Source organism: Pseudophaeobacter leonis (assembly GCF_002087335.1).
Classification (GTDB): Bacteria; Pseudomonadota; Alphaproteobacteria; order Rhodobacterales; family Rhodobacteraceae; genus Pseudophaeobacter; species Pseudophaeobacter leonis.
The window spans coordinates 1-12,240 of record NZ_MWVJ01000107.1; the positions used below are offsets into that span (position 1 = coordinate 1).

Below are 12,240 nucleotides of genomic sequence, written 5' to 3' on the forward strand. Positions count from 1 at the left end.
GGAAACCGCCGATATAGAGGTTGGAAAAAAAGCAGGTATAATATGCCCGGCTCGGCTCGATCAGTGTGACGTTGATCTAGCCCGCGCTGTCCTTGGCTATATAACGTGCGGCTGTTGCGCCTCCTGCGCCGCCACCTACGACCACGACGTTTGGTTTTCCGTGACCAGCCGCAAATGCCATTGGCGCCGACAGAGCTGCAGTCGCCGCAGTGGCCGTGCCCAAAAAGGTACGTCTATCTAGTTTCATTTGGTCTTCCTCCCTTAGGTTTTTTATTTTAGTTCACTGAAATAATCCGCAAGGGCCGCGATTTCGTCGTCCGATAAGCGTCCGGCCATCATTTGCATCACAGGATGCGGACGCAGTTTGCGTTTGTAGGCATGCATTGCGATCACAAAGTCCTCTTGGGGCCATTGGGTGATCGCCGGGATGCCATCGTTGCTACCATCAACTTGATGGCAGGTGGTGCATTCGGTCGATAAGTATTCGCCGTATTCCGGGTCGCCCTGTAGCGCCAGAATTTCAGGATCAAGGCCGTGATCGGTTGCCTGAGCCGTTGGCTCTGCCTCTGGAATATTGGCGGGGTCATCGGAAAAAATTCTTAGATATGCCAAGAGATCATCGCGGTCTTCGGCGGCTGGCAAGCCTCTGAAATTCATCCGGGATCGAGACACCAGCGATTTTGGGTTCTCCAGGAACGCGTCCAGCGTCTCTCGGGTCCCGACGACGCCGTCAGACCCAGCACGATCCATCGATTCAGAATATCTGAACCCCTCTACTGATCCAGCCAATCGACCAAAGACACCGTTCATATGCGGGCCTACCCTGTTTACCGCGCCGTCACCGATTTGGTGGCAGGCCGAACATTTGCGAAAGACCTTGGCACCGTTTTCGGGGTCGCCGATTTCGTCTGCATAGGCTCCAGCGGCGGGAAATGGGAGGGTCAAGCCAAGGGCCATTGATCCGGCCCAATTCGAATAGGACCGTTCGTTTTCGGCTTTTGCAATCGGCACAGCAGACCTATCGGTGGTTTTTTAAATATTCACACTAGTGAATGTGGTCGCTAAGTCAACAATTGGCTTCATTGGCCATATCATGATCCATAATTTATACGTGATCGCTCGAATGTGGGCTTTGTCACTCAAATGCAAATGACGTCTTGGTCATCGGTCGTTCGGCCGACAAAACCTTTAGGAATTTCCGCGCAAAAACCTTTTGTAAAACCTAAGGTGAACCCGTAATGTCTTTGGACACATTGGATTTGCAGCCGACATTCGTGCGCATCGCAGCATTACGCAGTCTAGGCTCTCTACTGCCATCCACTGCAGTTTACACGAAAGGCCGCTGTTGGGGAAACCGTCAAACTTTGCAAATGTCACTTCTCTAATTGGGTGTTTGGGTCAAGCTCGTTTTCCTTGTTCTCTGGGTCATTGTCACTCATCCGGGTCACACTTCTCTTCGCAGTCTGGTTGATGCTCTGATGGCACCGCTGCACGCATGTGTTGGATCGGCAGTGGAGAGCCTTACTTCCTGGCGCGCTTCAAGATGCGCTGCGAACTTTTTCGGCTTCTTCCACGAACCTCGTCCGGTGAGGACGACCCCGTTAGAATTGGGTAGTTGGCGTTTTAGATCATGCCGTGCCTCCCACCTGGTCCTGACGGAATTCCGTCACATCAATCCACATGCGATGGAGCAGAACGGCTAACTTTCGCGCTACAGCAACAACCGCTCTGCGTCGACCCTTGGTACGCATCAAGCGCATTCCCCAAGACTTGATTTGCGATTGCGCCATACTTCGCATGAGCAGCGCATAGCCCGCTGCGTAAAGTGCAGCACGGACATCACTGTCCCCAGCCTTTGATATGCGGCCTGGGTTGTCATGTTCTCCCGGTGGGTATCGTCGAGGCGTAAGTCCAAAATGCGCGCCCACCGTACGGGATCTTTTGAACCGCGTGGGATCATCGACAGCCGCTTTAAAGGTCAGTGCTGCAATGGGGCCAACTCCAGGGACCCGTCATCAATCTCAGGCAGACCCCATCATGGCTAGCGGCCCGTTTGACCCGCCGGTCCAGCTCCAGATATTGCTGATACAGCGCTACCCTTGGCACTCCCGCCCGATCGATGTTCACAAGTGGTCAGACCATCCAGAGGTGGTTCAGTTCGTGGATAGGGTGTGGGAGGAGTACCTGCCAGAGGAGGTCATAGGGGGCCGTGGGCCGAAGCCTAAGATGGCGTTCAGGAAACAGCTTAGGGTGCTGATCCTAGACTTGTATGTGGCTTGGTTGGAGGATCCTGAACTCTGTATTGGGGTCTCCATGTCGGTGAATGCTTGGAACACCAACTCTCGCTACAATGCCCTGCACCTGTCCAAGAAGCTCGTCCCGATCATTCAGTCGCTTCATGACAAAGGGCTGATTGATCTATCAAAGGGTCCTCTATCTTGGTCATAGTCAGGGGGTCCTTTGTCTTAGGTGTTTTTTGGCTAGGGTAGTCAGCAGGGAGTAACCACTATCGGGGAGGCAATAACAATACAGGGAAAGGTTACCCTTCAGGGCATCGACGCAGAAGTCGGCTTCCAAGGTATTTGAGATGCGCCAAGACAGAACCTTTCGGGTGTGCTAATCCATGATGGCCACCAGATACAGGAATCCGCGCCGCATGGGCAGATAGGTGATGTCTGCACACCAAACTTGGTTAGGCCGTTCTACGCGCAACCCACGCAGCAGATAGGGGTAAATCTTGTGGCCCTTCGCCGCCTTACTGGTGTTGGGTTTTTGATAGATCGGCATGAGGCCCATCAGCCGCATCAGGCGTCTGATCCGCTCCTCGTTGACCAAGTGGTCGTCATTCCGCAGGTGCCAAGTCATCTGACGCACCCCGTAAAACGGCGTTTCCAGGAACTGCTTGTCGATCACCCGCATCAGTTCGAGGTTCATCTCACTTTCGCCCTTCGGTTCATAGTAAAACGATGACCGCGAGAGCGACAGCAATGTGCATTGCTTGCCAACAGACAGGCCGGGCAGATTTGGCTCGATCATCTTACGTCTCACTTGCCGGTCCAGGGTTTGAGCTTTCTTGCCAAAAAATCGTTGGCGACGGCCAACTCCCCGATCTTGGCGTGAAGGTCCTTGACCTGCTCTTCATCGACTTCCGGCGCTCTCCGGCTACCTCGTTCAAAGACACCCGACGCGCCTTCCAGTAACGCCCGTTTCCACTGGTGGATCATCGTGGGATGCACCGCAAATCGGCTTGCGAGCTCGCTGACCGTCTCTTCTCCTTTCAGAGCCTCTAAAGCCACCTTGGCTTTGAATTCTGGGTGATGTTGCTTCCGTTTCGACATTCCTGATCTCCTTCGTGTTGAAGATCAGCAGACAACAAATCGCAGCTTATGTCCGTGTCCGAATTTAAGGGGGTAGCTCACAACTTCCAGATATCATTTTGGAGTGGCGGGAATTGTAAGTACAGCCAATCGGCTGCCTTGCATATCAATCGCAACAGCGACATGCGTTGCTTTATGCGTATCAATGCCGATGACTACTGGATGTTTGGTCTTCATGATGCCCTCATTGCTAAGAATGCCTAGGCATCGATCCGAGGAGACAGAACTGTGATGGTACGCAGACCGCTAGGTTTCTATGAGGTCACATCTCGCCCGTTGCCGGGGCGACTTGACGGTCGACACGTCAACACAATGACACGCGCTCAATCGTAACATCGGTCAGGCCATCAAGCCGCAATACCATACTCACAGTCATAACAATTGCCTCTGCCACTCATCAAGACTTTGAAGCCATGTTGCCGCAGGATCTTTTGATAGTCGTGCGAACAGTATTGGCTGCTGCGATCCGTGTGATGAATGCAGCCTTTGAGTGGAGCCCTGAATGCGATAGCCATGTTTGAGCCTCCCCCAAAGAAGTGGTCCGCGCCTATAGTTAGGAAAGCGGAGGACCTGAGATGGCCATTAAGAGACCTAAGCCTGAAGAGATTGTCGTGAAGTTACGGCAGGTTGGAGTGCTGATGGGGCAAGGCATGCCTCGGATAGACGCGATCAGGCAGATCGGAGTGACCGAACAAACATATTACCGTTGGAAGAAAAAGTACGGCGGAATGGGCACAGAACAACTGAAAGAACTGAAGCGCCTTCAGAAAGAGAACGAGCGCCTTCGGCGAGCGGTTTCGGATCTGACGTTGGACAAGCTGATCTTAAGGGAGGCCGCAACGGGAAACTTCTGAGCCCCTCACGCCGACGTGCCTGCATTGATAGATGAAGGTTTCTGAGCGTCGCGTTTGTCGCGTCCTGGGCCAGCACCGATCCACGCAACGTCGAGCACCACAGGGGCGTGATGACGAAGATCGCTTGGTCGCAGACATGATCGAGCTGACACGTCAGTACGGTCGATATGGCTACCGCCGGGTGGCTCCTTGCTGAGGGACGCAGGCGGGCCCCCTCTCGGCAGATTGCTTTGCAATCGCCTGCCGGGCAGCGAGTGAATGACAAACGTGTCGAGCGTTTGTGGCGACGTGAGGGGCTCAAAGAGCCTATGAAACAACCGAAGAAAGGGCGACTGTGGCTGAACAACGGATCATGTGTCCGGCTGCGTCCCGAACATCGCAACCATGTCTGGTCGTACGACTTCGTACATCACCGAACCGATGATGGCAGGGCTTTCAGGACATTGAACATTCTGGACGAACACAGCCGGGAATGCCCCCTCTCGGCGATGCACACATCGCCTGCCGGGCAGCGGGACGATCCGGGTGAAGCGGAAACTGAACTCTACAGAGGTCATCGATGCGCTGACCGACCTGTTTATCCTGCGTGGTGTGCCTGTTTACATTCGCTCGGACAACGGCCTATGCGCGGAATGATTGGTCGTTTTGGCGTCAGGTTATTATCGCATCGAGGCGTCTCGACACGTTCGAAGCATGGCTCAGTTTGGCATTTTGGTCAACGAACTGTCTCTCCCATAACAAACACAGAGTACGCTTTTGCGGCTCTCACCGTCCTTAAGACGAGATCTTCGGTCGTTGAGCAGAAGGCCTAAACATTATCTACGAGGTCAGATGTTTGCCTCCACGGCCCTTACAGAGAAAGGTCCTACTGCTGTCGATCACCCCTCCAAGAAAGGGCGATATGGTTCGCCATGTTTGATGATCCCATGAACTGTACGGGCCATCTTCGCGGCGATTGCCGTATACGCCTTGCGGCGCAGATGGGTGTTGTGACGGTCTTTGGAAATGTATCGCTCAAATTTGTCACGGAAGCTGTTCGTCTTTTGGAGAACGGCGACTTGTCCGGCCATCCAGAGAGTGCGCCGCAAGCGCGCGTTGCCGTATTTTGAGAGCTTGGTCTGACCACGGAATGTGCCGGACTGGATCGTTGCAAGATCCATCCCGCAAAACTTCAAGAACTGACGATGATGGTTGAAACGGCGAAGGTCGCCAGCCTCCGCCAGAATTGTCAGCGCGTTGATAGGGCCAATCCCTGGGACAGATGTCAGCAGCTGGTAGTCAGGGAGGTCTTTGAGCAGTTCCACTGAGCGGCGTTCGATTTGATTGCGCTGTACGATCAGATTGCGTCCCTCACCAAGAACCAAACGGAACATGCTAACTGCGTCTGAATCCGGGCCAACAGGCAGGCCCACGGATGTTTTGGAAATCTCTTATATATTTGTAAGTAAACGGTTCCTTTGCGACTTTTCGGGCCACTACGTCCCAAGCCTCAGCGATGAACGCATCCCTATCCATAGCTGAGATCAAGTGGGGTGAAGGATATCGCTCCAGAAAAGCAAAGAACCAATCACCGCGTGAACTGCGGTGAAAGCGATCCGCCTCGGGGAAATACAGCGGCAGATAATGCGTCAGAATGCGGTGCCACAGCTCGGTCTTGGACTTAGACACGATGTCACGCGTCTTTGATAGCTCCTGAATGTCGTTGGTGCCGCACGTCAGTGGGTCGTGGTAGAACTGGGTGTTCCCGATCTCCATCATGTGCAGGATAACCTGGGCGTCCTTGGGATCATTCTTGTCCCAGCTGTTATGAAGGGCTTCGCGTGTGCGGGCCAATGATACCGAAGATACCAGCTTCATCTCAAAGCCTGCTGCGGCCAGATGATAAGCTATGGCGCGGTGGTAATTCCCGGTCGCTCCGCAATCAAACACCCGCAGAAGCGCGTCTAGCGCTTGAGCAATTTGAGGGCTCCGCGCACGACGCGCTTGCCCAAAACGAAGACAAGGAATATGAAATCCAAACTCGCAAACTCTCGTTATGAATGAGGGAGCCATGGGGGGCATCTTAGCAGCCTGTCGAGTTTTGCCGAACCACTTCACGGACCGAGCACCGGCACGCCGCCTTCCGCGTGGCGCAGCATCGCAAGGATGCTGGAAATCGTTAAATTTAGTTAACTTAATCAGTTTCCCCTCAGGTATCGTGCTGAGAAAACCCCACCCCGCCATCCCCCTAGTTTTGGGGAGGATTACCAATGGACCTAGACTACTGGATACCTTAACAATCGATTGCACCGAAACCGAGGTCTGGCCTTGATTTCCACTGGGGCACCTCTCCGTAGGCTAATCCATTCGAAACAGGTTGTTTTTCGAGGAAATTACATGAAGAACTATTTTCACTGCGCCGCTGACAATGTGGGGGATCGAGCATGTGGGCCGTCAAAATACTTTTTCAAAGACCAGCTGACTCCATCAAAAATAGATGTCTCACGGACGGTTGCTACGGGCTCCATTTTCGGCGGAGGTCTCATCTTCGGGCAGATCGAAAAAATTGCAAATAGCAACACACTTGAGGAAATCAACAGTCTGGTGGCATGGGGCGTGGGAATTCCTCCGAAAGGTAAGCGGGACGTTCAGGTGCGTAGAGTGGCTGAACAGTTCGGATTGTTTGGCACACGGAATTTCGAATGGAAAGGCGAGTTAGATTTCGTTCCCTGTTCTAGCTGCATGGACACGGCGTTTGACACTTATTCTAAGCCTAGTCATGAAGTTGTAGTTTTCGCCCACAGAAAAAAAACTCCTGATTTTGTAGCTCCTGAGGGCATCCCATTTTTAACCAATTCAAATAGGCCAATCCAAGAGGTTGTAGATTTTATATCGAGTGGAGAAGTGGTTGTTACCAGTTCATATCACGGTGTGTTTTGGGCACAACTCCTACGTAGAAAGGTGCTCTGCATACCTTTCAGCGACAAATTCACAACCTTTGAGCATAACCCAGAGATTGCATCTGAAGCCAACTGGTCGCGGAATATAAAATCCGCAAAAATGGCTCCGGAAATTCTCGAAGAATACAGAGAAATAAATGTCAAATTTGCGCAAAGAGTCGACGAGCACTGGCTAAGGAATGCATAAAATGAAGACCATCGTGATCCACATTGGGCCTCACAAAACGGGTACTACTTCCATACAAAAACGCCTATCGCAAGAAACTGAAAACCTATCAAGTCAGGGAATTCTTTTCCTCCACAACCCTAACATTCACGAAGCCGCGCTTCTTTTAGCTAACGAACGTTTTGAGGAGGCCGAGAAAGTCTTAAAGAAAATATCAACCTCTTTAACCTCGGCGCCTGAAAATACAATCATCCTATCTCAAGAAGACTTTTCTGGAAACCTGATCGGGAGAACTAGAAAAAGAAGAGTTTACCCGAAATTAACAAAAAACATTAGAATAATCTGTCGCGCTCTACGGCCCCATCGTATAAAATTTGTCTTTTTTGAAAGAGACGAGCAGGAGTGGATGCGTAGCTGCTATGTTCAGCACCTCAAACATAGAACCAAATTTCATAGCCTCAGTGATTTTCGCGATTACTATGAGACAGGTTTCAAATGGTCTGAAAAGCTCAGCCCTCCAATTGAAGCAGTGGACAGTGAGTTTTGTGTCTTCAAATACTCAAAGGCACCTTCTTCAGGTGTAACTAAAATACTAGAAGTGGCTGGAGCTACAATTCCAGACTTGAATACTCCTGAAAGGGAAATCGTTTTGAACAATGCTCCCTTAGACAATACAATAGAAATCCTAGAACGTATCAACCGGTTGTCCAGCTCCACTGCAACGGCATGGTTTTCAAAAAAATTAGTTTTGGACGGTTGGAAGCCTAGGCTTTCGAAAAGCAAGCCTGATATACTTCCTTGGCCTCCCAGAATAGACCACTTGGTGACCAAACCAATCCCGAAGCTCTTTCACAGAGTACTCAAACGTGTAACTAGGCAAAAGGTAACGAACACGCTTCCTGAAGTGAGCGTGGACCTGTCAGCCTTGGCCTCAGACACCCTCCCCTCTGATGTGACCCTACCAGACATTCCAAGAGCCCGAATGGAGGATCAGTTCCGAATCCTTGAATACCATCTACGTGGCCACTCCAAGCTTGCTCACTTGAACGCAATGACAATTAGCTATTTGCGCAGGGACACTGAGCACACTGAACTGGCTCGCAACCTCTTTCACAGAATTTGGGACGAAACGGGGGCTCTCCTCGTCAATGAACTTTCGACTAGATGGCTAATTTCGACACTTCAAACGTTCATGGACCACGGAAAAAATGAACACCAAAGGCTTATTGGAGGAACAGGCTATTTCTACGCAAACATGATCAAGATCTACGAAGGGGAACGTTCAATTGAAGCGCGCGAGCAAGATGCAATCTATGAACACACCTCACCTCAAACCCTAAATAAATTCAGGGGTTTAGACAGATTTTCGGTAGGGGGAACTGACCTAATGCTGAATACCAACGCTTTGCTTCTGGAAATATCATACCGTGATGAGGTCGCTGGGTTGGTTCTCCAAGAGTTCCTTTTAAGAGTAAAAGCAAGTGGAAATGTGTTCCAGCGACTAGACCAAACACGAGTTATCAATAATATTGAAGTGCCCGGCTTCACAGATACATGGAGTTTTTTTGAACGCCCCCCAACCAAATAGTTTGGGGCTCCCAGTCGCGAAACTTCACCGCTGAGACACTCGAACACCAGTTTCCCTGGATAGGTGGCACACGGGTTTTGTAGCACAAAATCGGTTGAAGTCGCCCCCCCCTTTCCCCGTACGAACTTAGAGGCGAGGGTAATCCCCCCATGTAGGGGGCCACCGCATTGTCCCAGAACGTCCAGTGGCCGCCCGCAATCACCTTGCGGCAGGTCGCCGCCTCAGAAACAGAAATCCGAGACGGCGGAGAAAGCGCTGGAGGGACGGCGCGCAGGGCATCCGATACCGGCCGAAAGCCAGGAAGGGGTGCGCCCTCCCTGTATTCGGGGGAATCGTTTGGCAGCATGGGTGCGCTCCAAGTTTTTTAGGTTAGGCGCCATAAGGTTTGAGAACCCAAATCCAATCAAAGGCCTTGGTTTCGGTGCCGGTCTCCAAGATCTGCAAAACGCCAACCGGCAAAAACAAATTGTCCTGGGCCGCGTGAATTATGCGGGTTGTAAGCGTCCGGTCTGACCGCCCTATGGAGCGGCTTTCCATGGCAGCAGATCATCGACACGGTTGATCTTGTAGTCTGGAATGCGGGCAAGGGTATCGGCGAGCCATGCCTGCGGATCGATACCGTTCAGTTTCGCGGTTTCAATCAGGGTGTATGCGATGGCAGCGGCGCGACCACCGGTCTGTGATCCGACAAACAGGTAATTCTTGCGCCCATTGGCGACGGATCGCATCGCCCGCTCGGCCGTGTTGTTGTCCAGCTCCAAGATGCCGTGGTCGAGGTAAGGCCTGAGCCGTGCCATGCGCGTCAGGGCATAGCGAATTGCACTAGCCAGACGCGATTTGCCAGAGATACTTGGCAATTGAGCGTGCAACCAGGCTTCCAGATCGTCAAAGATCAATTTGGCTTTGGCTTGCCGGATATCAGCCCGTCGATCTGGTGGCGATCCACGCGCGTCCTTCTCGACCGCGTAGAGCTGTGCGATGCGCCCAATGGCTTTCGCAGATGAAGCCGAACCTTGAGCCCTGTGGATGTCGACGAACTTGCGCCTGACATGGGCCATGCAGGCAACCTCGCGGATATCGCCGGAGCGATAGAGGTCTTCGAACCCGGCATATCCATCCGCATGCATCCAGCCTTGGTATCTTTCGAGGTGGTCCTTGGGATGTTGCCCTTTGCGGTCTGGCGAGAACTGATACCAACTGGCGGGCGCAACCTCGCTTCCCCAAGGCCGTTCATCCCTGCCATAGGCCCAGAGCCGCGCCGTTGCGGTTTTGCCAGTGCCGGGAGCCAGCATCTTCACCGGCGTGTCGTCTGCTAAGATCGCTTGCCCGGCCAGAACATGCCGCCCGATGGCATCCGCCAGGGGCTCCAGAAGGGCTGTGGATTTACCGACCCAGTCAGCCAGCGTTGAACGGTCAATATCGATCCCGTCGCGGTCGAAGATGCCGCTTTGGCGGTAGAGTGGCAGGTGATCGGCGTATTTATTCACCAACACATGCGCCAGTAGGCCCGGACCAGGGCGGCCCCGTTCGATAGAGCGTGATGGTAATGCGGCTTGTGTGAAGGCTTCGCAGCCTGAACAGGCAAAGCGTGGCCGCACGATGCGGTTCACGATGAAGCGGCCGGGAACATGCTCAAGTTCTTCGGTTACATCTTCGCCCAGACGGCGCAGGCCGCCACCGCATTGGGCGCAATCGTCATCACCAGTGGTCAGTTCGACTTCCATACGCGGGATGTGATCGGGGATCGGACGTCGCTTTGGCTTGTCCTTCGGTTCCTCGTCAGGAAGACACAGCTTTGCCGTCATCTTTGCAACCGCAATCTCGCTGGTCTCCAGGGCCAATTGCAGTTGCTCGATGCTTTCCGACGACGTTCCGAACCGGTGATTGCGATGACCCGCCAACTGATGCCGCAGCTTCTCGATCAAGACCGCCTGCGACTTCACCTCAGCCAGTAAAAGCGCTGTGAACTGTCTCAGCTCATCAGGGTCTTTCGGCAGTGATTTGGACACGTCCAGCATGGCTGAACCATAGCAAAACAACTGCGCGACGGGAATCCCCCCCGTGCGTGCATTACCGATTTATCCCGCCTTGAGCGGTGTCCAACTGCGTTGCGGCACACGCCAGTCAATCCCTTCGAGCAGCATCGCCAATTGGGCAGCCGTCAGGGCGATCTTGCCCTCTTTGGCTGATGGCCACACGAACCGACCCTTCTCAAGTCGTTTGCTAAACAGGCATGCGCCCTGACCATCCCGCCAGATGATTTTGATCAGGTCACCGCGCCGACCACGGAAGACGAACAGATGGCCTGCGAACGGATCCTGCTTCAGCGTTTGCTCGGCTTACGCGGCCAGCGTTGTGAAGCCACGCCGCATGTCGGTCACGCCAGCCGCAAGCCAGATCCGTGTGTTCGCCGGAACAGGGATCATGCCGAAAGGCCCCGAATGAGCCGAGCCAATGCTTCGGGATCGTAACTACCGATGATCTTCAGGCGATGCCCGCCCGCGATATCGATCTCAATCGCGCTATGCGCGGAACTGGCAGCAAGTGCCGGGGCCGTATCGTTGGCACCGGGCCGATCAACAATCTCAACTGGAAGAAAGCACAGCGTCTCAACAACCTGTTCTTCAACGATCTCCAGGTCAGGCGCAAACTGGGGATCACGCAACCATTTGTGGATCAGATAGGCATTCATCGCATACCGCCGGGCAACTTGCGCGACCGAAACGCCCGACGCGCAGGTTTGTCCGCAGATCGAGATCTTTTCCTCATCTGCCCAAAATCGCTTCTTCGGACCCTTCTTGCCCGCCATACTGCCCTCAAGATGTCCACTATCAATGGTGGACACTATCAACATACTCTATGACTCGTCAGGCAGGCTCACCGGACGCTTACTGCGGGTTTCCCCGGCCGCGTTTTGAACGTGACTTGTCCACCGCTCTGGACATAAAGCCCGGTTGCGACAAAACCCAAATCCGCAGAGGCAGAAGGGGTGACCGGAACCAAATCAAAGGCCGGGCCATTGATTGAGCCTCCCCCATTGAAGTGGTCCGCCCCTAGGCCACAGACAGGCGGAACACATATGAGCGGCCATTGGTGCCGCGCTCCACAAAGGGAATGCGCTCGGCCTCTGGCAGCACCAGCCATTTGTCAATCGTAGTGGTGGGCACATCCAGCGCCGCACCCAACAGGTTATTGTTCACCTCGGCGTCCGGCACACCCTTGGGCGTCGGATATTGCGCCGCCAGCGCCCGTTCCTCACCAGCCAGCGGTGGCAACACAAGGTGCGGCGGTTTTGCGTCCTCTGACATAACAACAA

The 12,240-nt window shown here is 53.4% G+C and carries 11 protein-coding genes and 7 pseudogenes; 5 read left to right on the forward strand and 13 right to left on the reverse strand.

The window, feature by feature from the left end:
• The 3 genes and pseudogenes from B4968_RS20190 to B4968_RS20200 all read right to left on the reverse strand — a co-directional run.
• Positions 1 to 247: pseudogene (locus B4968_RS20190) on the reverse strand (NAD(P)/FAD-dependent oxidoreductase); the annotation flags it as partial.
• A 23-nt stretch (positions 248 to 270) separates the two neighbouring features.
• The gene (locus tag B4968_RS20195; RefSeq protein WP_083101083.1) at positions 271 to 957 is read right to left on the reverse strand and encodes a c-type cytochrome; all 687 of its coding nucleotides are present in this window, start codon (positions 955 to 957) and stop codon (positions 271 to 273) included.
• Positions 958 to 1,628: 671 nt separating this feature from the next.
• Positions 1,629 to 1,991: a transposase gene (locus B4968_RS20200; RefSeq protein ID WP_420916576.1), complete on the reverse strand. Its 363-nt coding sequence runs from the start codon at positions 1,989 to 1,991 to the stop codon at positions 1,629 to 1,631.
• A gap of 46 nt (positions 1,992 to 2,037) precedes the next feature.
• On the opposite strand from B4968_RS20200, the gene B4968_RS23685 reads away from it, so the two are divergent.
• Positions 2,038 to 2,448 (forward strand): hypothetical protein, encoded by a 411-nt coding sequence (locus tag B4968_RS23685; protein ID WP_162495051.1) that lies wholly within the window; start codon positions 2,038 to 2,040, stop codon positions 2,446 to 2,448.
• 168 nt (positions 2,449 to 2,616) lie between these two features.
• Here the strand turns inward: B4968_RS23685 and B4968_RS20210 are convergent, their stop codons facing one another.
• The 4 genes and pseudogenes from B4968_RS20210 to B4968_RS20220 form a co-directional block, all read right to left on the reverse strand.
• The gene (locus B4968_RS20210; protein WP_083101076.1) at positions 2,617 to 3,036 is read right to left on the reverse strand and encodes an IS3 family transposase; all 420 of its coding nucleotides are present in this window, start codon (positions 3,034 to 3,036) and stop codon (positions 2,617 to 2,619) included.
• A gap of 8 nt (positions 3,037 to 3,044) precedes the next feature.
• Positions 3,045 to 3,338: a transposase gene (locus B4968_RS24880; protein ID WP_083101077.1), complete on the reverse strand. Its 294-nt coding sequence runs from the start codon at positions 3,336 to 3,338 to the stop codon at positions 3,045 to 3,047.
• Positions 3,339 to 3,431: 93 nt separating this feature from the next.
• The gene (locus B4968_RS23265) at positions 3,432 to 3,554 is read right to left on the reverse strand and encodes an IS110 family transposase (protein ID WP_241525885.1); all 123 of its coding nucleotides are present in this window, start codon (positions 3,552 to 3,554) and stop codon (positions 3,432 to 3,434) included.
• Between the two features lie 194 nt (positions 3,555 to 3,748).
• Positions 3,749 to 3,892: pseudogene (locus B4968_RS20220) on the reverse strand (DDE-type integrase/transposase/recombinase); the annotation flags it as partial.
• Positions 3,893 to 3,952: 60 nt separating this feature from the next.
• Here B4968_RS20220 and B4968_RS20225 point away from each other — a divergent pair.
• Positions 3,953 to 4,852: pseudogene (locus B4968_RS20225) on the forward strand (transposase); the annotation flags it as partial.
• 198 nt (positions 4,853 to 5,050) lie between these two features.
• On the opposite strand, the pseudogene B4968_RS20230 reads toward B4968_RS20225, so the two are convergent.
• A pseudogene (locus B4968_RS20230) lies at positions 5,051 to 6,145 on the reverse strand (IS110 family RNA-guided transposase); the annotation flags it as partial.
• On the opposite strand from B4968_RS20230, the pseudogene B4968_RS23270 reads away from it, so the two are divergent.
• From B4968_RS23270 to B4968_RS20245, 3 genes and pseudogenes are all read left to right on the forward strand, one after another.
• Positions 6,142 to 6,270: pseudogene (locus B4968_RS23270) on the forward strand (IS3 family transposase); the annotation flags it as partial. The pseudogenes B4968_RS20230 and B4968_RS23270 overlap by 4 nt on opposite strands.
• Before the next feature lie 337 nt (positions 6,271 to 6,607).
• Positions 6,608 to 7,357: a glycosyltransferase family protein gene (locus B4968_RS20240; RefSeq protein WP_083101079.1), complete on the forward strand. Its 750-nt coding sequence runs from the start codon at positions 6,608 to 6,610 to the stop codon at positions 7,355 to 7,357.
• 1 nt (position 7,358) lies between these two features.
• On the forward strand, positions 7,359 to 8,924 hold the full coding sequence (locus B4968_RS20245) for a hypothetical protein (protein WP_083101080.1): 1,566 nt from the start codon (positions 7,359 to 7,361) through the stop codon (positions 8,922 to 8,924).
• Positions 8,925 to 9,442: 518 nt separating this feature from the next.
• On the opposite strand, the gene tnpC is transcribed toward B4968_RS20245, so the two are convergent.
• The 5 genes and pseudogenes from tnpC to B4968_RS23580 all read right to left on the reverse strand — a co-directional run.
• Complete coding sequence (gene tnpC, locus B4968_RS20250; protein ID WP_083101084.1) at positions 9,443 to 10,942, reverse strand: IS66 family transposase; 1,500 nt, start codon at positions 10,940 to 10,942, stop codon at positions 9,443 to 9,445.
• 60 nt (positions 10,943 to 11,002) lie between these two features.
• A pseudogene (tnpB, locus tag B4968_RS20255) lies at positions 11,003 to 11,350 on the reverse strand (IS66 family insertion sequence element accessory protein TnpB).
• Positions 11,347 to 11,733, reverse strand: coding sequence for an IS66-like element accessory protein TnpA (gene tnpA / locus B4968_RS23275; protein WP_162843580.1), 387 nt, complete (start codon positions 11,731 to 11,733; stop codon positions 11,347 to 11,349). Before tnpA ends, tnpB begins: the two are co-directional and overlap by 4 nt.
• Positions 11,734 to 11,801: 68 nt before the next feature.
• Positions 11,802 to 12,068, reverse strand: a complete 267-nt coding sequence (locus B4968_RS26315; protein WP_420916574.1) for a spike base protein, RCAP_Rcc01079 family — start codon at positions 12,066 to 12,068, stop codon at positions 11,802 to 11,804.
• Positions 11,978 to 12,240 (reverse strand): annotated as a pseudogene (locus B4968_RS23580) (hypothetical protein); the annotation flags it as partial. The pseudogene B4968_RS23580 and the gene B4968_RS26315, both read right to left, overlap by 91 nt.

What these genes read in the sequence shown, in the direction of transcription:
- B4968_RS20195 (WP_083101083.1), bottom strand. Translation starts at nt 957, where the DNA reads ATGGCCCTTGGCTTGACCCTCCCATTTCCCGCCGCTGGAGCCTATGCA.
- B4968_RS23685 (WP_162495051.1), top strand. Translation starts at nt 2,038, where the DNA reads ATGGCTAGCGGCCCGTTTGACCCGCCGGTCCAGCTCCAGATATTGCTG.
- B4968_RS20210 (WP_083101076.1), bottom strand. Translation starts at nt 3,036, where the DNA reads ATGATCGAGCCAAATCTGCCCGGCCTGTCTGTTGGCAAGCAATGCACA.
- B4968_RS24880 (WP_083101077.1), bottom strand. Translation starts at nt 3,338, where the DNA reads ATGTCGAAACGGAAGCAACATCACCCAGAATTCAAAGCCAAGGTGGCT.
- B4968_RS23265 (WP_241525885.1), bottom strand. Translation starts at nt 3,554, where the DNA reads ATGAAGACCAAACATCCAGTAGTCATCGGCATTGATACGCATAAAGCA.
- B4968_RS20240 (WP_083101079.1), top strand. Translation starts at nt 6,608, where the DNA reads ATGAAGAACTATTTTCACTGCGCCGCTGACAATGTGGGGGATCGAGCA.
- B4968_RS20245 (WP_083101080.1), top strand. Translation starts at nt 7,359, where the DNA reads ATGAAGACCATCGTGATCCACATTGGGCCTCACAAAACGGGTACTACT.
- tnpC (WP_083101084.1), bottom strand. Translation starts at nt 10,942, where the DNA reads ATGCTGGACGTGTCCAAATCACTGCCGAAAGACCCTGATGAGCTGAGA.
- tnpA (WP_162843580.1), bottom strand. Translation starts at nt 11,733, where the DNA reads ATGGCGGGCAAGAAGGGTCCGAAGAAGCGATTTTGGGCAGATGAGGAA.
- B4968_RS26315 (WP_420916574.1), bottom strand. Translation starts at nt 12,068, where the DNA reads ATGGCTGGTGCTGCCAGAGGCCGAGCGCATTCCCTTTGTGGAGCGCGG.